This is a genomic window from Streptomyces sp. NPDC002787 (genome assembly GCF_053592095.1).
This window is the reverse complement of sequence record NZ_JBSFVC010000006.1, coordinates 191038-211045: the sequence shown is the minus strand read 5'-3', so window position 1 is coordinate 211045 and position 20008 is coordinate 191038. Positions and strand designations below refer to the sequence as shown.

General features: G+C 71.6%; 25 protein-coding genes. 15 read left to right on the top strand and 10 right to left on the bottom strand.

The annotated features are described in order from the left end of the window. Positions 1-42: 42 nt before the first annotated feature. The 11 genes from ligD to ACWD26_RS10650 all read left to right on the top strand — a co-directional run bounded on the left by ligD (position 43) and on the right by ACWD26_RS10650 (position 6554). Positions 43-969: a non-homologous end-joining DNA ligase gene (ligD, locus tag ACWD26_RS10700; RefSeq protein WP_451268358.1), complete on the top strand. Its 927-nt coding sequence runs from the start codon at positions 43-45 to the stop codon at positions 967-969. A gap of 75 nt (positions 970-1044) precedes the next feature. After that, complete coding sequence (locus ACWD26_RS10695; RefSeq protein WP_451268566.1) at positions 1045-1452, top strand: gas vesicle protein GvpO; 408 nt, start codon at positions 1045-1047, stop codon at positions 1450-1452. Positions 1453-1498: 46 nt separating this feature from the next. Next, entirely contained in the window at positions 1499-1924 is a 426-nt protein-coding gene (locus tag ACWD26_RS10690) for a gas vesicle structural protein GvpA (protein WP_451268356.1), read from the top strand. After that, positions 1921-2670: a GvpL/GvpF family gas vesicle protein gene (locus tag ACWD26_RS10685; protein WP_451268354.1), complete on the top strand. Its 750-nt coding sequence runs from the start codon at positions 1921-1923 to the stop codon at positions 2668-2670. Before ACWD26_RS10690 ends, ACWD26_RS10685 begins: the two co-directional genes overlap by 4 nt. A gap of 69 nt (positions 2671-2739) precedes the next feature. Beyond that, the gene (locus tag ACWD26_RS10680) at positions 2740-3003 is read left to right on the top strand and encodes a gas vesicle protein GvpG (protein WP_451268352.1); all 264 of its coding nucleotides are present in this window, start codon (positions 2740-2742) and stop codon (positions 3001-3003) included. Beyond that, the gene (locus tag ACWD26_RS10675) at positions 3000-3737 is read left to right on the top strand and encodes a DNA primase (protein ID WP_451268350.1); all 738 of its coding nucleotides are present in this window, start codon (positions 3000-3002) and stop codon (positions 3735-3737) included. Before ACWD26_RS10680 ends, ACWD26_RS10675 begins: the two co-directional genes overlap by 4 nt. Next, entirely contained in the window at positions 3730-4980 is a 1251-nt protein-coding gene (locus ACWD26_RS10670) for an SRPBCC family protein (RefSeq protein WP_451268348.1), read from the top strand. Before ACWD26_RS10675 ends, ACWD26_RS10670 begins: the two co-directional genes overlap by 8 nt. Beyond that, positions 4977-5336, top strand: a complete 360-nt coding sequence (locus ACWD26_RS10665; RefSeq protein ID WP_451268346.1) for a gas vesicle protein — start codon at positions 4977-4979, stop codon at positions 5334-5336. The genes ACWD26_RS10670 and ACWD26_RS10665 overlap by 4 nt, the downstream gene beginning before the upstream one ends. Further along, a complete protein-coding gene (locus ACWD26_RS10660; RefSeq protein ID WP_451268344.1) occupies positions 5333-6091 on the top strand; it encodes a GvpL/GvpF family gas vesicle protein in 759 nt (252 codons plus the stop codon). Before ACWD26_RS10665 ends, ACWD26_RS10660 begins: the two co-directional genes overlap by 4 nt. Beyond that, positions 6088-6276, top strand: coding sequence for a gas vesicle protein (locus tag ACWD26_RS10655; protein WP_257537891.1), 189 nt, complete (start codon positions 6088-6090; stop codon positions 6274-6276). Before ACWD26_RS10660 ends, ACWD26_RS10655 begins: the two co-directional genes overlap by 4 nt. Beyond that, positions 6273-6554, top strand: a complete 282-nt coding sequence (locus ACWD26_RS10650) for a gas vesicle protein K (RefSeq protein ID WP_451268341.1) — start codon at positions 6273-6275, stop codon at positions 6552-6554. The genes ACWD26_RS10655 and ACWD26_RS10650 overlap by 4 nt, the downstream gene beginning before the upstream one ends. 35 nt (positions 6555-6589) lie before the next feature. On the opposite strand, the gene ACWD26_RS10645 is transcribed toward ACWD26_RS10650, so the two are convergent. From ACWD26_RS10645 to ACWD26_RS10635, 3 genes are all read right to left on the bottom strand, one after another. After that, positions 6590-6760 (bottom strand): hydrophobic protein, encoded by a 171-nt coding sequence (locus ACWD26_RS10645; protein ID WP_152172599.1) that lies wholly within the window; start codon positions 6758-6760, stop codon positions 6590-6592. 43 nt (positions 6761-6803) lie between these two features. After that, complete coding sequence (locus tag ACWD26_RS10640; protein ID WP_451268339.1) at positions 6804-7625, bottom strand: class I SAM-dependent methyltransferase; 822 nt, start codon at positions 7623-7625, stop codon at positions 6804-6806. Between the two features lie 111 nt (positions 7626-7736). Next, positions 7737-9230 (bottom strand): phosphatase PAP2 family protein, encoded by a 1494-nt coding sequence (locus ACWD26_RS10635; RefSeq protein ID WP_451268337.1) that lies wholly within the window; start codon positions 9228-9230, stop codon positions 7737-7739. Positions 9231-9467: 237 nt separating this feature from the next. Between ACWD26_RS10635 and ACWD26_RS10630 the strand changes: the two genes are divergently transcribed. After that, positions 9468-11087: an ABC-F family ATP-binding cassette domain-containing protein gene (locus ACWD26_RS10630; protein ID WP_451268335.1), complete on the top strand. Its 1620-nt coding sequence runs from the start codon at positions 9468-9470 to the stop codon at positions 11085-11087. A 22-nt stretch (positions 11088-11109) separates the two neighbouring features. On the opposite strand, the gene ACWD26_RS10625 is transcribed toward ACWD26_RS10630, so the two are convergent. Continuing rightward, positions 11110-12231, bottom strand: coding sequence for a baeRF2 domain-containing protein (locus ACWD26_RS10625; RefSeq protein WP_451268333.1), 1122 nt, complete (start codon positions 12229-12231; stop codon positions 11110-11112). A gap of 86 nt (positions 12232-12317) precedes the next feature. Here ACWD26_RS10625 and ACWD26_RS10620 point away from each other — a divergent pair, with 86 nt between their 5' ends. After that, complete coding sequence (locus ACWD26_RS10620; protein ID WP_451268331.1) at positions 12318-12545, top strand: DUF6158 family protein; 228 nt, start codon at positions 12318-12320, stop codon at positions 12543-12545. Continuing rightward, positions 12542-13129 (top strand): TIGR03086 family metal-binding protein, encoded by a 588-nt coding sequence (locus ACWD26_RS10615; protein ID WP_451268329.1) that lies wholly within the window; start codon positions 12542-12544, stop codon positions 13127-13129. The genes ACWD26_RS10620 and ACWD26_RS10615 overlap by 4 nt, the downstream gene beginning before the upstream one ends. Before the next feature lie 131 nt (positions 13130-13260). On the opposite strand, the gene ACWD26_RS10610 is transcribed toward ACWD26_RS10615, so the two are convergent. The 5 genes from ACWD26_RS10610 to ACWD26_RS10590 all read right to left on the bottom strand — a co-directional run bounded on the left by ACWD26_RS10610 (position 13261) and on the right by ACWD26_RS10590 (position 18497). Then, a complete protein-coding gene (locus tag ACWD26_RS10610) occupies positions 13261-15366 on the bottom strand; it encodes a catalase (protein WP_451268327.1) in 2106 nt (701 codons plus the stop codon). Continuing rightward, entirely contained in the window at positions 15366-15905 is a 540-nt protein-coding gene (locus tag ACWD26_RS10605) for a type 1 glutamine amidotransferase domain-containing protein (RefSeq protein ID WP_451268325.1), read from the bottom strand. Before ACWD26_RS10605 ends, ACWD26_RS10610 begins: the two co-directional genes overlap by 1 nt. Positions 15906-15963: 58 nt before the next feature. Beyond that, on the bottom strand, positions 15964-17460 hold the full coding sequence (locus tag ACWD26_RS10600) for an aminotransferase class I/II-fold pyridoxal phosphate-dependent enzyme (RefSeq protein WP_451268323.1): 1497 nt from the start codon (positions 17458-17460) through the stop codon (positions 15964-15966). 58 nt (positions 17461-17518) lie between these two features. Beyond that, positions 17519-17959: a CBS domain-containing protein gene (locus ACWD26_RS10595; protein ID WP_451268321.1), complete on the bottom strand. Its 441-nt coding sequence runs from the start codon at positions 17957-17959 to the stop codon at positions 17519-17521. A 91-nt stretch (positions 17960-18050) separates the two neighbouring features. Continuing rightward, entirely contained in the window at positions 18051-18497 is a 447-nt protein-coding gene (locus tag ACWD26_RS10590; protein ID WP_451268319.1) for a DUF2795 domain-containing protein, read from the bottom strand. Between the two features lie 198 nt (positions 18498-18695). Between ACWD26_RS10590 and ACWD26_RS10585 the strand changes: the two genes are divergently transcribed. Next, positions 18696-18827 carry a hypothetical protein gene (locus ACWD26_RS10585; RefSeq protein WP_451268317.1) on the top strand — a complete coding sequence of 44 codons (132 nt, stop codon included), beginning with the start codon at positions 18696-18698 and terminating at the stop codon, positions 18825-18827. A gap of 211 nt (positions 18828-19038) precedes the next feature. Here ACWD26_RS10585 and ACWD26_RS10580 read toward each other — a convergent pair whose 3' ends face one another. Further along, positions 19039-19959: a LysR family transcriptional regulator gene (locus ACWD26_RS10580; RefSeq protein ID WP_451268315.1), complete on the bottom strand. Its 921-nt coding sequence runs from the start codon at positions 19957-19959 to the stop codon at positions 19039-19041. Positions 19960-20008 lie beyond the last annotated feature (49 nt).

The window sequence follows — 20008 nt, the reverse complement described above, 5'->3', positions numbered from 1 at the left end:
ACAGCGGCCTGCGAACGGGCCGCATCCAGAAGGGAGTCGGAGATGGGGGACACGCACACGCTGCGGGTCGGTCGGCGCCGCGTCGACATCCACCGACCGGACAAGGTGCTGTTCCCCGCCGACGGTGACGGCGGCGGCAAGGAGTACACCAAGGGCGACCTCGTCGCCTACTACCGTGCTGTCGCCCCCTTCATGTTGCCCCATCTGCGGGGACGCCCGCTGATGCTGGAGCGGCACCCCGACGGCGTCGGCGGACCCATGTTCATGCAGAAGAACACCCCGGACCACTACCCGGACTGGATCGAACGCGTCGAGGTGCCCAAGGAGGGCGGTACGGTCGTCCACCCGGTGTGCGAGGACGCCGCGACCCTCGTCTACCTCGCCGACCAGGCCTGCCTCACCCTGCACCGCTGGCTCTCCAGGGTGGGCGCCGTCGACCGGCCCGACCGGCTGGTCTTCGACCTCGACCCGGCGGTGGACGACTTCGAGCAGGTCCGCGAGGCGGCGAGGGACGTACGGGCGTTGCTGGACGAGCTGAGGCTGCCTTCCGCGCCGATGACCACCGGCTCCAAGGGTGTCCACATCGTCGTACCGCTCAACGGGCACGACGACTTCGACGCGGTGCGCGACTTCGCCAAGGAGGTCGCCGAGGAACTCGTCCGCGCCCGCCCCCAGCGGCTCACCACCGAGGCCCGCAAGAAGGACCGCGGCGACCGGCTCTACCTCGACGTGCAACGCAACGCCTACGCCCAGACCGCCGTCGCCCCCTTCACCGTGCGGGCCCGCCCCGGCGCGCCCGTGGCCACGCCCCTCACCTGGGAGCAGTTGGACGATCCGGCCGTCGACGCCCGCCGCTGGACACTGGCGGACGCCGTCGAACAGGCCCGCACCAACCCCTGGGCGGGGGCGATGAGCAGGGGCCGGGCGCTGGGCCCGGCACGGCGGAGGCTCGCGGCGCGGCGCGGCTGAGACCGGCGGCGGATTCGCACCCCACCCGGAAGGTTTGGCCAACGGACGTGGGGCCACTCGGTGTTCGAGGTGGCCATGTCGAACACATCCAACACATCAAGAACACAGAGTTCACGCAAATCCCAGAAACCGGAAGAACCGGAAGAAGCGCAGGAATCGAACGAAGAGCGCGGGTCTTCCGGCAATACGCGGCACGACGCGCCGGACGAGCGGCCGAAACCCATGGAGGTGCTGCGCCACGCGCGGACCCAGCTCGCGGAGCTGACCGGCATGGCGCCCGAGTCCGTGTCGTCCTTCGAACAGACCGAGGACGGCTGGACGTTGGAGGTCGAGGTCCTGGAGATCGCCCGGGTCCCCGACACGATGAGCCTGCTCGCGAGTTACCGGGTGGAGCTCGACCCCGAGGGCGAGCTCACCGGCTACCGGCGCGTCCGCCGTTACGAGCGGGGGAGGGCCGACCCACATCGCCCCGGCGGCCGGTAGGCCGCCGTCCCGCATCAGTATCCACAGACAAGGAGGATCAGCCGGCATGACCGTAGTCCCGGCACAGCAGTCCGGCGGCGGAGGCGGCAGCAGCGGCCTGTACGACGTCCTGGAACTCATTCTCGACAGGGGGCTCGTCATTGACGCGTTCGTGCGGGTCTCCCTGGTCGGCATCGAGATCCTGAAGATCGACGTCCGGGTCGTCGTCGCCAGCGTCGACACCTATCTGCGCTTCGCCGAGGCGTGCAACCGGCTCGACCTGGAGGCCGGCCCGCGCAAGAACCCCGGCCTGCCGGACCTCGTCGGTGAGATCACCGAGTCCGGCTCGCGCGGCAAGTCCAAGGGGGCGCTCTCCGGCGCCGCCGAGACGATCTCCGACGCGTTCAAGCAGTCCCGTGAGGAGAGCCAGTCCGAGTCGCGGCCTCGGGCCCGTAAGACCACGAGCTCGCGCAAGAGGGAGGAACAGGAGTGAGCACGTACGTCTACGGCATCGCCGCGAGCTCGCACCCCGCCCTGCCCGAGGGCATGGGCGGGGTGGGCGACCCCCCGCGCCCGGTGCGCGTCCTCAAGGAGGGTGAGCTGGCGGCGATCGTCAGCGAGGCACCCGAGGGGCTGCGCCCCAAGCGCAAGGATCTGCTCGCCCACCAGAACGTCCTGAGCGAGGCGGGTGCGGGCGGGCCCCTGCTGCCCATGCGGTTCGGCAGCGTCGCACCGGACGACGCCGCCGTCACCGGGGTGCTCGCCGAACGCGCGGAGCACTACCTGGAGCGGCTCGGCTCCCTCGACGGCAAGGTCGAGTACAACGTCAAGGCCAGCCACGACGAAGAAGCCGTACTGCACCGGGTGATGGGCGAGAACCCCGAGCTGCGCTCCCTCACCGAGGCCAACCGGCAGGCGGGCGGCGGCACTTACGAGGACCGGCTGCGGCTCGGCGAGATGGTGGTCGCCGCCGTGCAGGCCCGGGAGGCCGAGGACGCGGCGGAGCTGCAGCGGGCGCTGGAGCCGGCCGCCGCCGCTGTCAGCGCGGGCCCCGAATCCACCGGCTGGCTGGCCAATCTGTCGTTCCTGGTGGACCGGGAGTCGGCCGCGGTGTTCCTCGAGGCCGTGGAGCAGCTCCGCAAGAGCCATCCGCACATCGAGGTGCGCGTGAACGGGCCGCTGCCGCCGTACAGCTTCGTCGAACCGGGCCCCACGGAGCCCGCGGAGACCACCCACTGACCGCGCGTTCGGCGCGCCGTGCCCGCACGGCGCGCCTGCACGGCGTTCTGAGGCCGAGGAGGCGAGTACATGGGACTGATCACCGAGGTGCTGCTGCTGCCGTTCGCTCCGGTGCGCGGCAGCCTCTGGACGGTGAGACAAGTGCTCACCGAGGCCGAGCGCCAGTACTACGACCCGGCGGCCGTCCGCGCCGATCTCGCCCGTCTCGAGCAGCGGCTCGAAGCGGGCGAGATCGATGAGGAGGAGTTCGACCGCCTGGAGGACGAGCTCCTCGACCGGCTGGAGATCAGCACGCGCAGGAGCACAGGAACCGGCAACGGGACGGCACAATGAATCGCATGGGACTGGGCCTCGCCGTAGGGGCCGGGTACGTCCTCGGACGTACCAAGAAGATGAAACTCGCGTTCGCGGTCGGCACCATGGTGGCCGGCAAGCGGATGCACCTCAGCCCGCGGGCGCTCGCGGACCTGGTGTCACAGCAGCTGCAGAACAACCCGCAGTTCAAGGAGATCGGGGACCAGCTCCGCGAGGACCTGCGCGGTGTCGGCAAGGCGGCCACCGGAGCGCTGGTCGAGCGGCAGATCGAAGGGCTCGCCGACCGGCTGCACGGGCGCACCTCGCAGGTGCGCGACCAGCTCGCCGGAGTGGCACCGGACCTGCCGGGGCGCGGCGACCGGGACCACGACGACGCGTACACGGACGACGACGAGTTCGTGGACGAGGAGGAATACGCGGACGGCGACGAGTACGACGACGGCCGCGAGTACGACGACGGCGAGAGCCGTGAGGGCGACGACGAGAAGCCCTCGCGGAGGCGGCCGGCGAAGCGGACCGCGCCCAAGGCGGAAGGGAAGCCGGCCGCGAAGAAGTCGGCCGCGAAGAAGGCTCCCGCCAAGAAGACCGGCGCCTCGACGCGGAAGGCGGCGGCCAAGAAGACGGCGGCGAAGACGACAGCGGCGAAGAAGACGGCCGCCAAGAAGACCGCCCCCGGAAAGGCTCCTGCCAAGAAGGCCGCCCGCAAGGCCACCCGGGCGCGGACCACGAGGGGAGGCGGTGGTGATGACTGACTCCCTCGGCGCGGCGACCGGCCGCGCGACCGGACAGGTGACGGACCGCGCCAAGGACACCACGAAGAGCAACCCGCTCACCGACGTGGCCCACAGCGCGGCCGTCGACCATCTCAAGGCCGAGGCCCGGGAGTATCTGGCCGCACAGGCCCAGCGGCTCCTCGTCGGCGCCGGCCGCAAGCTGGGCGAGACGACCGGCAAGCTCAACGACATCGCCGAGGGCAACAGCCCCGGCTTCGCCAAGCTCGCCCGGGACGGCGGACGCAAGCTCGCCGAGGGCAAGGGGCCCCTGCGCTCCGCGCTGGAGGTGGGCGCGGGCCGTGCCAAGGACAATGTGCTCGGCGCGCTCAAGAACCTCGGCGGCGGCAAGGGCAAACAGAAGGGTGGCTCGGGCAACAAGCCCACGGTGATCGTCGAGTCCATCGACGTCGGGGTGCCGGTGCGCACCGCGTACGACCAGTGGACCCAGTTCCAGAGCTTCAGCACCTTCGCCAAGGGCGTGAAGAGCGCGGGCCGGGCCGACGACACCCACTCCGACTGGCAGCTGAAGGTCTTCTGGTCCAACCGCAGCTGGAAGGCGCACACGACCGAACAGGTGCCCGACGAACGGATCGCCTGGACGTCGGAGGGCGCCAAGGGCACCACGAAGGGCGCCGTCTCCTTCCATTCCCTCGCGGACAACCTCACCCGGGTCCTGCTGGTGCTGGAGTACTACCCGAAGGGCCTCTTCGAGAAGACCGGCAACATCTGGCGCGCCCAGGGCCGCCGGGCCCGGCTCGACCTCAAGAACTTCGCCCGGTTCATCACGCTCCGTGGCGAGGCCGAGGACGGCTGGCGCGGCGAGATCCGCGACGGCGAGGTCGTGGTCAGCCACGAGGACGCCCTCGCGGAGGAGGAGCCGGAGGAGGCTCCGGAGGACGACGAGGCCGAGCCCGAGGCCGAGGCCGAGTACGCGGAGGAACCCGACGAGGAGCCCCGCGACTCCGACGCGACGGACGAGACCGACGAGACCGACGAGACCGACAAGACCGACGAGTACGCCGACGAGCACGACGAAGGCGACGAGGAGGTCCCGGAGGGCGAGTACGAGGAGGTCCCGGAGGGCGAGTACGAGGAGGAGGCTCCCGACGCTGAGGATGACGCTGAGGACGACGCCGGGGACGACGCCGGGGAGGACATCGACGAGGAACCGTACGAGGATGAGGACGAGGAGCGGGCCGCCGTGGGCGGGAGCCGACGATGACATTCCCGAGCCGAGTCCCCGAACCGTACGGCCAGAACGGGAGCGCCAACCTCGCCGACATCCTGGAGCGTGTACTCGACAAGGGCCTGGTGATCGCGGGCGACATCCGCATCAACCTGCTCGACATCGAGCTGCTCACCATCAAGCTGCGCCTCATCGTCGCCTCGGTCGACAAGGCCAAGGAGATGGGGATCGACTGGTGGGAGACCGACCCGGCGCTGTCGTCCCACGCCCGCCGCGACGAACTCTCCCGTGAGAACGCCGAGTTGCGTGCCCGGCTCGCCGAGCTGGACGACGGGCACCGGCGCGAGCCGGAGCCCATCGAGCGCGGCCGCGCCAGAGAGGAGCCCTCATGACCGGACTGCGTTACGTGTACGCCGTCTGCCGCCCCTTCGACGCGGCACTCCAGTCCCAGCTCACCGGGGTCGCGGGCGCGCCGCCCCGGCAGCTGCGCCACCACGACCTGATCGCCGTGGTCAGCGAGGTGCCGGAGAGCGACTTCGCGGAGCAGCCGCTCCGCGCCCATCTGGAGGACCTGGACTGGCTGACCGAGACCGCCCGTGCCCACCAGAGCGTGATCGACGCGCTCACCGTCGTCACCACGCCCCTGCCGCTGCGGCTCGGCACCGTGTTCCGCGACGACAGCGGCGTACGGGTCATGCTGGAGGCCCGCGAGGAGGACTTCCTGCGGGCCCTGGACCGACTGGCGGGCCGGGTGGAGTGGGGCGTCAAGGTGTACGCCGAATCCGAGGAGCGGGAGCCGTCCCAGGAGCCCGCGAAGGTCTCCAGCGGGCGGGACTACCTACGGCAGCGGCGCCGGAGCCACCGGGCCCACGAGGAGATGTGGGAGAACGCCGAGCGGTTCGCCCGCCGGCTGCACCACACCCTGTCGGAATTCGCGGAGGACACCAGGCTGCACGCCCCCCAGAATTCGGCGCTCTCCGGCGTTCCGGGCCGCAATGTGCTGAACGCGGCCTATTTGGTGCCGCGTACCCATTCCGAGGAGTTCGTGGAACTCGTGGACCGTACGAAGGGTGAGGAGCCGGGATTGCGCGTGGAACTCACCGGACCGTGGGCGGTCTATTCCTTCAGCGGGGAGGACGGCCCGTGACCGTCGTCGAACGTCGTGAGGTGGCCCTCGTCGACCTCCTCGACCGGCTCCTCGCCGGCGGGGTGGTCATCACCGGTGACCTCACTTTGCGCATCGCGGACGTCGACCTCGTCCGCATCGACCTGAACGCGCTGATCAGCTCTGTGAACGCGCAGGTCCCGTCACCCTGGGGAGGGATCGAGTGACCGACCGCAACCGTCTCGAACTGGAGCCCGACACGGTGGAAAGGGACCTGGTCAAACTGGTCCTGACCGTCGTGGAACTGCTCCGTCAACTGATGGAGCGGCAGGCGCTGCGCCGCTTCGACACCGGGGAGCTCTCGGAGGACCAGGAGGAGCGCATCGGGCTCACCCTCATGCTCCTGGACGACCGTATGACCGAGTTGCGCGAGCGCTACGGCCTGCGGCCCGAGGACCTCAATCTGGACCTCGGGCCGCTTGGACCGTTGCTACCGCGGGAGTGAATGCGGGGGTGAATTCACCACTGGTGCCGGTGAATTCACCACCTGTACCAGCGACCCCTTCCTCCGGAGGCGGACGTGCCGCGTACCAGGAATCCGAGGAGCCACAGCACCAGAACGGCCAGTGCGATATACCAGAGAACCTTCACCGCGAATCCGGCACCGAAGAGAATCAGCACCAGAAGCAGTACCAGCAGGATGGGAACCATTATGCGAACCTCCTGATGGTTCGGGTTTCCAGAATACGCTCTTTCAGACCGCCTTACGGCAGAGAATTTCTCCGTGGAGTACGGCGAACCAACCGTCCTCCCGCCGCCCCCATTCCCGCCAGGCCGCCGCGATCGCCTCGAGTCCCTCGACCGTCGCGTGACCGCCCTCGGTCGCCCGTTCGGCGTAGGAGGAGGCGACCGTCCGGTCCGCCCACAGCCCGCTCCACCAGGCCCGCTCTTCCGCCGTGGCGTAGGTCCAGGTGGCGGAGGTGGCCGTGATGTCGGTGAGCCCGGCGCGCAGGGCCCAGGCCTTCAGCCGGCGCCCCGCGTCGGGCTCACCGCCGTTCGCGCGGGCCACCCGGCGGTACAGGTCGAGCCAGTCGTCCAGGCCGGGCGACTCGGGGAACCAGGTCATCGCCGCGTAGTCGGAGTCACGGACGGCGATGAGACCGCCCGGCCTGGTGACCCGGCGCATCTCGCGCAGCGCCTGCACCGGGTCGCCGACGTGCTGCAGCACCTGGTGCGCGTGGACCACGCAGAAGGTGTCGTCCGGGTAGTCCAGCGCGTGGACGTCCGCGACCGCGAAGTCCACGTTCCCCAGGCCGCGTTCGGCGGCCGTGGCCCGGGCCTGATCCAGGATGCCGGGGGCGTGGTCGACACCGGTGACGTGCCCGTCCGGGACCAGGGCGGCCAGGTCCGCGGTGATGGTGCCCGGGCCGCACCCGATGTCCAGGATCTTCATGTGCGGTTTCAGTGAACCGAGGAGATAGGCCGCCGAGTTGGCGGCCGTTCGCCAGGTGTGCGAGCGCAGCACCGACTCATGGTGTCCGTGCGTGTAGACGGCGGTCTCCCGTGCCTTCGACATGGCCGTTCCCCTTCCACGAGGTCCGCGACATCCGCGAGTTCGTGCTCGAACCGTACGCGACCATGTCGAACTGTGAGACCGCCGTCTTGAAATGTGGAATGTACGGCCGTGTCAGTGCATCGGCACGGGCCGGTAGACCGTCAGCGCCTCCGGGAGCTTCTGGAGCGTCAGATCCCCCTGCACCTCGGTGACTTCGCCGTCGTACGCGAGGAGGGTGCCCGGCGCGATGCCGTCCACCCGGAGCCGGCGTACCCGGACCGCCGCGTGGGCCGGGGTGCGGGTCAGCGGCCCGGCGACGGCCGCGGCCAGCAGCCGCAGGGCCGGGCGGCGCCCGCCGTGCACGACACGGACGTCCAGCAGCCCGTCCGCCAGGTCGAACCGGCGGGCCGGGGCGCGCCCCAGCCGGTGGTACGTGCCGTTGCCGGCGAAGAGCAGCCAGATCGGGCGCGGGCGGCCCTCGAAGGTGGCCTGGAGCGGATGCCGGTCGGAGCGCAGGACCCGCAGCGCCGCGATCACCCCGGCCGGCCAGCCGCCGATCATCCGCTCCCAGCGCTCGCGCTCCCGCACCAGCTCCGGGTAGACGCCCAGGCTGAAGGTGTTGAGGAAATGGCCCTCGGTGTCACCGGTCGAGAAGTGCCCCAGGTCCACCCGGACGGCCTCGCCCTGCCGCACGGCGCGGCCCAGGTCGCGCACGTCCTCCACCCCGAGGTCGTGCGCGAAGTGGTTGAGGGTGCCGCCGGGCAGTACGGCGAGGGGGAGGCCGTGGCGCAGGGCCACCTCGGCCGCGCAGTTCACCGTGCCGTCGCCGCCGCACACGCCGAGCACCTGGGCGCGGGCGGCTGCCTTCTCCAACTCGGCCTCCACGTCCTCGGGTTCGCACTCCACGGTCTCGGCGCCGGGCAGCGTGTCCCGCAGCGCGCGGACGCGGTCCGACGTGCCCGACGCCCGGTTGGCGACCACGACGAGACCGTGCCCGTCCGGCAGTGCGGGCGCGTCCACGTACGGGCGGCCGGGTGGCGGGAGCTGGTCACGGGTGGGCACCATGCCCCGTACGGCGTAGGCGGCGCCCACGCCCAGGGCGGCGCCCACCAGGACGTCGCTCGGGAAGTGCACGCCCGTGTACACACGGGACAGCGCCACGGCGGTCGCCAGCGGCGCGACCGCCGCGCCCCAGCCGCGGGACTCCAGGGCGACGCCGGTCGCGAACGCGGCGGCGGAGGCGGAATGGCCCGAGGGGAAGGACGTGGTGATCGGCTGGCGCTTGAGCTGGCGCATCATCGGGACGTTGTCCAGGACCGGGCGGGGGCGGCGGATCGAGCGCTTGCCGAGGGTGTTGATCGTCGCCGAGGCGAGTGCGAGTGAGGCGACCCCCCGGACGGCCGCCCTGCGGGCCCGCGGGCTGCGGGTCGCCGCGATCGCCGCCGCCGTGGCGAACCAGAGCACGCCGTGGTTGGCGGCACGGCTCAGCTTCGGCAGCAGGGGGTGGGCGCCCGGCCAGTCGCGGGTCGCCACGGCGTTGAAGAGGCGGCTGTCCGCGGCGAGGAAACGGTCCCGGAGGATGTGGTGGCCCGGGGGGCGGACGGTGAGGTCGACGTCTGGGGTCATGAGTCCACGGGTACCCCATGGGGGCGGAACCGTGTCGGGCGGGGTGGGCTTGTCGATCTCGCCGTGCCGTGCCGTGCCGTGCCGTGCCGTGCAGTGCCCAGCCGTGCCGTGGTGGCGGCTTGTCCGCAGTCGGGGCGGCGGGGGACGGCCGCGGCTGCGGCACGCCGCCCGCAGGTGGGGCCGGCTCCGCGGAAATGGATTTGCTCAGTTGTTCGTGGGCCTCGGACAATGCGGTCCATGGGACATCTCGAAGCCGCTCATCTGGAGTACTACCTGCCGGACGGGAGGGCACTGCTCGGGGACGTGTCCTTTCGGGTGGGGGAGGGGTCGGTCGTCGCGCTCGTCGGGCCGAACGGGGCCGGGAAGACGACCCTGCTGCGGCTGATCTCCGGGGAGCTGAAGCCGCACGGTGGCTCGGTGACCGTCACCGGCGGGCTCGGCGTCATGCGGCAGTTCGTGGGGTCCGTACGCGACGAGACCACCGTGCGGGACCTGCTGGTGTCCGTGGCGCAGCCCAGGATCAGGGAGGCGGCCGAGGCGGTCGACGCTGCCGAGCACGCGCTCATGACCGTCGACGACGAGGCGGCCCAGCTCGCGTACGCGCAGGCCCTCTCCGACTGGGCCGAGGTGCGGGGCTACGAGGCGGAGACGCTCTGGGACATCTGCACCACGGCCGCCCTCGGGGTGCCGTACGAGAAGGCGCAGTGGCGGCAGGTGCGGACGCTGTCCGGCGGTGAGCAGAAGCGGCTCGTGCTGGAGGCGCTGCTGCGCGGCACCGACCAGGTGCTCCTCCTCGACGAGCCCGACAACTACCTCGACGTCCCCGGCAAGCGCTGGCTGGAGGAGCGGCTCAAGGAGACCCGCAAGACCGTGCTGTTCGTCTCCCACGACCGGGAACTGCTCTCCCGCGCGGCCGAGAAGATCGTGAGCGTGGAACCGGGCCCGGCGGGTGCCGACGCCTGGGTGCACGGCGGTGGGTTCGACACGTACCACGAGGCCCGCCGACAGCGGTTCGAGCGCTTCGAGGAACTGCGCAGGCGCTGGGACGAGAAGCACGCCCAGCTGAAGAAGCTGGTGCTGACGCTCCGTCAAGCCGCCGCCGTCAGCCATGAGATGGCCTCGCGGTACGCCGCCGCCCAGACCCGGCTGCGCAAGTTCGAGGAGGCCGGTCCGCCGCCGGAGCCGCCGCGCGAGCAGGACATCACGATGCGGCTCAAGGGCGGCCGTACGGGCGTGCGGGCCGTCACCTGCGAGGGACTTGAGCTCACCGGGCTGATGAAACCCTTCGACCTGGAGGTCTTCTACGGCGAACGCGTCGCCGTCCTCGGCTCCAACGGCTCCGGCAAGTCCCACTTCCTGCGCCTGCTCGCCGGTGACGACGTGGCCCACACGGGGGAGTGGAAGCTCGGTGCCAGGGTCGTGCCGGGGCACTTCGCGCAGACCCACGCCCATCCCGAGCTGGAGGGGCGGACGCTGCTCGACATCCTGTGGAAGGAGCACGCGCAGGACCGGGGCGCCGCCATGTCCCGGCTGCGCCGCTACGAGCTGACCAAGCAGGCCGAGCAGCCCTTCGACCGTCTCTCCGGCGGCCAGCAGGCGCGCTTCCAGATCCTGCTGCTGGAGTTGCAGGGCGTCACCGCGCTGCTCCTCGACGAGCCCACCGACAACCTCGACCTGGAGTCGGCGGAGGCGTTGCAGGAGGGGCTTGAGGCCTTCGACGGGACCGTCCTCGCCGTCACCCACGACCGCTGGTTCGCCCGCTCGTTCGACCGCTACCTCGTCTTCGGCTCCGACGGCCGCGTACGGGAGACACCGGAGCCGGTGTGGGACGAGCGCCGCGTGGAGCGGGCCCGCTAGCCACACCGGCTCCCGGCGCGGGTCACTTCCAGCGGAGCAGTGCGCCCAGTCCGCCGACCGGGACCTCGCCCTCCGTGGCCTCGGGCGCCGCCGTCACGCAGATCGCGGGGGCGCCGGTCGTCACCGCGGACCGCAGGAGCGCGTCGTCCGCGCGGGCCGCGTGGGCGTGGTCCTCGGCGAGCCCGAGCGTGCGCAGCTCCGTACGGCGTACGGCCAGCTGGTCGGGATCCTCGCCGACCCACAGCGCGCGGTGCGTGTCGGGGCCCTCGGGACGGACGAGCAGCTCGTCGATACGGTGCTCGCGCGCCGCCTCGACCAGGTCGGCCACGTCCTCCACGGCCCCCAGGCGCCCCTCGGCGTCCGGGCTGCGCGCCGCCACGAACCGCTCGACCTCGGCTGCGGCCCGTCGGCGCACATGCTCGGCGCGGACCCGCTCCACGTCCTCGTCCAGCAGCCTGCTGCCTGCCCCGTGCGGGGCCTCGACCACCCGGTCGAGCAGCCGCTGCGGCAGCCGGTCCCGCACGGCGTGCCGCTCGCGGTCCTCACCGACGAGAACCAGCAGGTCGGCGCGGGTCTCCTCCTGACACACGGCGAGCGCCTCGGCGACCTCCGCCGCGTTGTGCTCCCAGGTGTTCTCCACCTTCAGCTGGAAGTGCCGCTCCGACCAGTCGGCCGTGCTCGTGCGGTGCACGGGCCACTGCCGCCCGGCCACCGACCCGGCGTCCTCGCCGCCCAGGGCGCCCCGCAGCTCGAACCGCGCGCCCCGCCGGTCGACGTACGCCACCAGGCACAACGGGTCCTCCCCGGCCAGCTCCAGCAGCGGGGCCGTACGGGGCAGTGGGGCCCAGAACGCCTGGTTCGCCGGGGGCGGCGAGGTGAGCGGCGGGTCCAGGACCACCTGGCCGCCGCGTGCGAACAACGCCCGGCCGTGCGGTTCGGCGTCGTGGCGCGACTCCTCCACCGCCCGGTGCACGGCCCGGCAGGTCGCCTCGTCCGCTCCCTGCTCCGCCAGCTCACGACTGACGGCGGCCGCCGTCAGTGATCGTTCGTGGGCCATGGACTCCGATGGTGCGGACGAACCGACGTACACAGAGGCCCAGGGCCCGGGATGTTCGTACAGTGGATGGAGAAACGCGAGATCCATGGCTCCCTCCCGGATGCCGCTCGGGGTAACGCTTGCCGGGCGGGTACCCGGACCTCATGGAGGAACACGAAGATCGGGGTACCACCATGACCGGAGTGCATCCGGACCATCTGGACGACCAGCAGTTGATGAAGGAGCTGGAGTCGATCCACCGCACACGTCACGACACGCTGCTGCACGGATCGAGCGAGGCGCTGCGCACCCACAACGAACGGATGGCGCAACTGGAGGGCGAGTATCTGCGCCGCCATCCGCGCCGGCCGGTCGTCTCCGGCCGCACACGTGACGGCGCGCGGGAGCGAGGGCCGGCATGACATCGAGTACACGGGCGAGCGCGCTGCTCACCCGGCATGCCGAGGCACAGGACCTCTTCGGCGCCCGTGTCCACGCGGTGCGCGACGACCAGTGGGGCGTGGGCACGCCCTGCGCCGAGTGGACGGTCCGTGACCTCGTCAACCACCTGGTGTCCGAGCAGCTGTGGGTGCCGTCGCTGGTGCGGGACGGCTGCATGATCGAGGAGGTCGGCGACACGTTCGAGGGGGACCTGCTGGGGCCGGACCCCGCCGCCTCCTGGGACACGGCGGCGCGGTCCGCGCGAGAGGCGTTCGCCGCGCCCGGCGCGCTCGAACGCACGGTTCATCTGTCCTACGGCGACACCCCGGCGACCGCGTACTGCGCGCAGATGGTCGCCGATCTCGTGGTCCACGCGTGGGATCTGTCGCGGGCGATCGGGTTCGAGGAACGGCTTCCCGGGGAGCTGGTGTCGTTCGCCGTGGAGGAGATCACTCCGTATGCGGGTGATCTGGAGAAGAGCGGGTTGTTCGGGGCGCCGGTGGAGCCGCCGGCGGGCGCGGACGCGCAGACCAGGTTGTTGTGTCTGCTGGGGCGGCGGCCGTAGGTCCAGATTCGGGGAGAGCTCGGGGCTCGTCGTGCGTCGCGGGCCGCGGGTGCGTGGGGGTTGATCGCGCAGTTCCCCGCGTCCCCAAAAAAGGGCGGGGCTCCCCTTGGGAAGGGGAGCCCCGCCTTCTTTCAGCAGCGGGTCGGTTGGCGGTCCCAGTGGCGGTGGGCCTTGATCGCCTCGATGAACGCCCGGGTGAAGTCGTCGCCGGCCGTGCCCTGGGCCGTGTCCGTGACCACGCCCCGATCCGCCACCACGTGGTGGAACTCGGAGGAGAGGCGGACGCCCTCCGGTTGCAGGGCGGCGACGATGCCGACGCCGGAGCCGAGGGCGCCGATCGGTTTGCCGTGGCGGTAGGCGTCGCGGACGAAGCGCATGGCGTCGGGGTCGGTCGACGGGGACGGGGTGCCGACGGGGCCGCCGGGGAGGAACACCGCGTCGTACAGGACGGACGCTACCGTCGGCAGGGCCCGGTCCACGGTGTACTCCGCGCCGTCCGAGCCGCGTACGGTGCCGTCCTGGGCCGCGATGGCCTCGACGATCGCACCCTCCGCGGCCAGGGCGTCCCGCACGCTGGTCACCTGCTCGGCGTCCACCCCGTCGGCGACCAGGACGGCGATCTGGCGGGTGCGGATCGAGCCGGGACCGCGCTGGGACTCCAGGCTGAGGGCGGGCGAGGTGAGCTTGTACGCCACCGGCTCGGCGTCCGTCGGGACGGGCACGCCGACGCCCTTCGCCACCTCGGCCGCCAACTCCGGGTCCACCTTGGCCAGTTGCTCGACCGTACGGGCGCGGACGCTGAGGGCGCCCACCTTGCCGAGTTCGAAGCGGAAGGCGGCCACGATGTGCTGCTTCTCCCACGGGGCCATGCTGTTCCAGAACAGGGCGGGCTGGCTGTGGTGGTCCTTGAAACTCTCGCTGCGGCGGCGGATCTTGGCACCGTCGACGCGCTCGGCGTAGTGGGTGTAGGCGTGGGGGTCGACGCCCGCGTGGGCGGGGCAGCCGGCGCCGAGGGAGTTCGGGAAGTAGTTCGTGCCGCGGTGGATCGCGGACTGGTGGTAGCCGTCGCGATGGTTGGTGCGCACGGGGGCGACCGGCCGGTTCACCGGCAGTTGATGGAAGTTGGGGCCGCCGAGGCGGATCAACTGGGTGTCCAGGTAGGAGAAGTTGCGGGCCTGGAGCAGCGGGTCGTTGGTGAAGTCGATGCCCGGGACGACGTTCGCGGTGTGGAAGGCGACCTGCTCCGTCTCCGCGAAGAAGTTCTCGGGGTTGCGGTCCAGCACCATACGGCCGATCGGCCGCACCGGCACCTGCTCCTCCGGAATGATCTTCGTGGGGTCGAGCAAATCGAAGTCGAAGGCGAACTCGTCCTCCTCCGGCACGAGTTGGACACCCAGCTCCCACTCCGGGTACTCGCCGGCCTCGATGGCGTCCCACAGGTCCCGGCGGTTGAAGTCCGGGTCCCGGCCCTGGCACTCCTGCGCCTCGTCCCACACCAGCGAGTGCGTGCCCAGCTTCGGCTTCCAGTGGAACTTCACGAACGTGCCCCGGCCCTCCGCGTTCACGAAGCGGAAGGTGTGCACGCCGAAGCCCTGCATCATGCGGTAGCTGCGCGGGATCGCCCGGTCGGACATCAGCCACATGATCGCGTGCAGCGTCTCCGGCTGGAGCGACACGAAGTCCCACAGGGTGTCGTGCGCCGACGCGCCCGTGGGGATGTCGTTGTGCGGCTCCGGCTTCACCGCGTGCACGAAGTCGGGGAACTTGATGCCGTCCTGGATGAAGAAGACGGGGAAGTTGTTCCCGACGAGGTCGTAATTGCCCTCCGAAGTATAGAACTTGGTCGCGAAACCGCGTACGTCCCGCACGGTGTCCGCCGAACCGCGCGGCCCCTGCACGGTGGAGAACCGTACGAAGACGGGAGTGCGTACGGAGGGGTCCTGGAGGAACGCGGCGCGGGTGAACTCCGCGCAGGACTCGTACGGTTCGAAGTAGCCGTAGGCTCCCGCGCCCCGCGCGTGGACGACCCGCTCGGGGATGCGCTCGTGGTCGAAGTGGGTGAGCTTCTCCCGGAAGTGGAAGTCCTCCATCAGGGTCGGCCCGCGCTCGCCGGCGGTCAGGGAGTCGTCGGTGTGGTCGACGGCCACGCCCTGATCGGTGGTGAGGGGGCCCGACGCCGGGTCGTCCGGGTGGGCGGCCTCGCGCTGCCGCTGCTTGCGGTCGGCGGGGGAGCTCATCAGGCGGTCTCCTGGAACACGTCGAGGAAGGCTTCGCAGAACGCCTTCAGGTCGTCGGGCTTACGGCTGGTGACCAGCTTGCTCGGGGCGTGGTCGCAGATCTTCACCTGCTCGTCCACCCACTCGCCGCCCGCGTTGCGGATGTCCGTGCGCAGGCTCGGCCAGGAGGTCAGGACCCGGCCGCGGACCACGTCCGCCTCGACCAGCGTCCACGGGGCGTGACAGATCGCGGCGACCGGGCGGCCCCGCTCGAAGAACTCCCGGACGAACGACACCGCCCGCTCGTCCATGCGCAGGAAGTCCGGATTGGCCACCCCGCCCGGCAGGACCAGCGCGTCGAACGACTCGGCCGCGGCCTCGCCGACGACGGCGTCCACGGCGAACGTGTCCGCCTTGTCGAGATGGTCGAAGGCCTGGATCCGACCCGGCTTCGTCGACACCAGCACGGGCTCGTGACCGGTGTTCGCCGCCGCCTGCCAGGGTTCGGTCAGCTCGATCTGCTCGACACCCTCGGGTGCGGTCAGGAATGCGATACGCATGGCTGCTCAGTCTCCTTTCGTTGCCTTGTTCCGTCGCTTCCTTGCCTTGTTCCGTAGCTCATCGGGCCACCACTCGCAGGGTGCGCAGCTCCGGGTCCGAGGGGTCCGGCACGTACATGCCGTGCTCCACACCGGACTTGAGGTACTCCACCACCGCCTCGTTGATCAGCTCGCCCGGGCAGATCACCGGGACGCCGGGCGGATAGGGGCTCGCGGGCTCCGCGGCCACCCGGCCCGCCGCCTCCTCCAGCGGCACCTGCTCCACCGGCCCGAAGAAGGCGTCCCGGGGGAGCATCACGCCCTCCAGCTCCAGCTCGTCCGGTTCCGGCAGCCGGATGGGCGGCGCCGGCGGCAGCGACTCGCGCCGTTTCACCAGTTCCGTGAGGGCGTCGAGCAGTGCCGCACAGCTCTCCTCCGTGTCCGCGTGGGTGAGTTGGGCGACGACCCGACGGTGGTCGCCGAGCCCGAGGTTGACCTGGTGGTGCTCACGCAGCCACTCGACGGCCGCGTAACCGCTCGTACCGAGCCCGGAGACGTCGACGACGATTATCAGCGGGTCGTACGCGAACGCCAGCCCGGTGCCGACGAGTTCGGAGTCGCCCAGCGCGTCGAGGCCGGGAAGGGCGGCGACCTCCTCGCGCACCCGGCCCGCCAACCTCAGTGCGTGGTCGAGGAGTTCATGGCCCCGCTCCACCATCTGCCGGCGCCAGCCGTCCAGCGCCGCCCACATCAGCACCGACGGGCTGGTGGTGTTGAGCAGATCGCCGCGGAGCCGCAGCACGGCCGGATCGACCAGATCGCCGCGCAGATGGAACACCGAACCCTGCTCCAGGCCCGCGCCCATCTTGTGCACCGACGTCACACACAGATCGGCGCCCGCGTCCATCGCCCAACTCGGCAAGGCCTCGTGGAACGGCAGATGGGCGCCCCACGCCTCGTCCACGATCAGCGGCCGGCCGCGCGCGTGACACACCTCGGCGACCCGGGCGATGTCCGCGCAGGTGCCGTACGCCGTGGGCGTGACGAGCAGCATGCCCTTCGCGTCGGGCGCCCGCTCGAAGGCCTCGGCGACCTCCTCCGGGCCCGGCGGATGCGACAGACGGTGCTCGGCGTCCCAGCGCGGGCGCACCCACACCGGTTCGATGCCGGCCAGGATCACGCCCGCGATCACCGACTTGTGGGCGTTGCGCGCGACCAGCAGTTTCTCGCCCGGCCCGGCGACCGCCAGCATGGAGGCCTTCACCGACAGGGAACTGCCGCAGGTCGAGAAGTAGGCCCGGTCCGCGTCCACCGCGTCCGCCATCAGCTCCTCGGCCCGCTCCAGGACGCGGCCCGACATGCGCCGGTCGTCCAGGCCGTTGAGGGCGAGCACGTCGGACGCGAACACATCGGGGCCGAGTGTCAGGGCGACCCGCGCGTCCACGCCCGTACCGCCCTTGTGGCCGGGCGGCGAGAACGGGCGGCGGCCGGAGCGCCGGTAGCGCTCCAGGGCTTCCAGGACGGGGGTACGGGAGTGGTCGGGCTGCTGGTCCGTGGTCACACTGTCGTCGTCCATGGTCTCCGTGTCATCGCTGTCCGCTGCGTCGGGCCGGGGCGGTACCCGAACCCGTCCCTCAGGTCGGGGCCGTCCCCGGCCAGGTGTCCGGCTCGGCCCGGCTGATGTCGGCGAGCGCCGACCCCGGGTCCTGGGAGACGGCCAGGTCACCGAGGCTGACCATGCCCACCGGGTGCCCGTCCTCCACGACGGGAAGCCGGCGTATCGCGTGGCCGCGCATCAGCTCCACGGCGGCGGACACCGCGTCGTCCGGACCGATCACGACCGGGTTCGGGGTGCAGACGGCCTGCGCGCTCACCGTCAGCGGATCGGCGCCGTCGGCGACGGCGCGCAGCGTGATGTCGCGGTCGGTCAGCACCCCGATGACGTGCTCGTCCGTCGCGACGAGGACGTCGCCGACGTCCTGGGCCCGCATCAGTTGCGCCGCCTCGACGAGGGAGGCGTCCGGACGGACCGCCACCACACCTGGCGTCATGACTTCCCTCACGAACTCGGCCATGGGTCCCTGGGCCTTTCGTCGCTCCGCCCCGACTGCGGGGGGCACGCTCACGTCGGCGTGACCTTGCCCGCAGTACCCGCGAGCAGGGTGCCTATGTGTCCGCGTCGGGTGCGGATTCCGTGCCGTCCGCCGGGGGCCGCGCGGCACCGCCCTCCGCTTCGTCCTGGGCTTGGACGACCGCCTCCGCGAGCCGGTGCGCAGAGTCGTAGCGCACCTTGCGGGGCAGCCGTTCCAGGAGCTCCACGAGCCTGTCCGGGGCGTGCCGGCCGCGCAGTACGCGGATCAGCTCGGCCGACCCCGCCGGGAAGGACGTACGGCCCAGGACCCGGGCCAGCTCCAGCCGCAGCGCCTCCACCCGGGCGGGCGCGCGGCTCGGCGTCACCGGCCCGTACGCCACCTCGGGGTCGTCCTCGGCGTACGGCTCCGGGTCGTGCCATTCCTCCGTCCGCGTGGGATGCCCCGAACGGAGCAACCCCTGCAGTTCGTGCTTCATCTCGTCGTCGCGGTGGGCGCTCAGCCGGTCGCTGCCTCGCTGCATGACTCCCCTCCAGATCGTTCGTGGCCCCCCGCGTACCCGAAGACCCGGTGTCGACACGGACGCCGGGCGACGGATGACGGCGGGCCGGTGCCGAGCGTCCGAACGGGTTCCGCTTCCGCGCCCGGGTTTGCCCGTCCGCCCGGGGGAGACCCGGCGAGACACCCCCCACCGCACACTTCCTGGGGAAGGACCGGACTCATGGCGGCTGTCGCTGTGATCATTCCGCTACTGATGCTCGGCGTCGTTCTGGCGCTCGGCCGCTACGAGGAGTTGGTACTCCCACCCGTCGAGGAGACCGACCGGCCGGAAGGGGCCGTACCGATCCGCTGATCCGAGGCGGAGCGGGCCGCGCCGGCAGAGGTCGCCGACGGGTTGGTCAGGCCGCCGTCGTGACGGCCGGATCGCGCGGGTCCGCCAGGGCGGTGCTCCGGTGAGGCGGGCGAGGGTCTTGTCGGTGACCCGGTCGGGCAGTTCGCCGGCCGGGCGATCGGCCGCGATACGCGGATTCCCGGGCGCAGGCACCCCGCAGGTATCTCCAGCCCTACTCCTGGCCGGCGCGGAGGGCGACCGCGCGGTGGAGGGCGTCGCGGCAGGCGAGGACGGCGGGGTGTCGGCTGCGGCCCTGGCGTACGACGGTGAAGATGCGGCGTGTGCGCCGGCCGCGGGGGAGCTGTCGCAGCGTGACGGTCGGGGGCCGTCCGCTCCAGACGAGACCGGGCAGGAAGGCCGCGGCGAGTTCCTGCTCGACGAGCCGCTGGTGGAGCAGCAGGTCGGTGGTCTCGAACCGTACGTCGGGTTCGAAGCCGGCGTCGCGGCACAGGGTCATGGCCCAGTGCCGGGCGGCCGTGCCTTCGGGTTCCATCACCCAGGGGTGGTCGGCGAGGGAGCGCAGCGCCGTCAGCGGGCTGTCGGTGTCCGGGCCGTCGGCCGGCTTCGGCAGGGCGAGGTGCAGAGGGTCGTCGAGCAGGTCTTCCTGGTCGAGGCCGGCGGGCCGGGGGTTGGGGTTGCCGGGGTATTCCTCGGCGAGGACGAGGTCGAAGTCGCGTGCTTGCAGGCCGGGAAGGGCCTTCTCCGGTTCCATGTGTGTGACGTGGACGCGCAACCGCGGGTGCTGGTCGCGCAGCAGGCCGAGCGCGCTCGGGACGAGGGCCAGAGCGGCCGTCTGGAACGAGGCGATGCGCAGGGTGCCGGTCAGGTCGGTCAGGGAGGCGGCGATGTCCGCCTCCGCGCGCTCCAGGCGTTCGAGGACCGCTTCGGTGTGGGCGACGAGGATCTCGGCCTGTGCCGTCAGCCTCACCCGCCGTCCGACCGGTTCCAGCAGCGGGACGCCGACCTCGGCCTCCAGCTGGGAGAGCTGCTGCGAGACGGAGGAGGGGGCGTAGGACAGGGCGGTGGCGACGGCCGCCAGGGTGCCGCGGTGCTTGAGTTCGCGCAGCAGCCGCAGCCGGTGCAGATCGAACATGGGCGGCCCGCTCTCCTCACCGTCGCGGACCCGTGCGGAACGGTCGGAC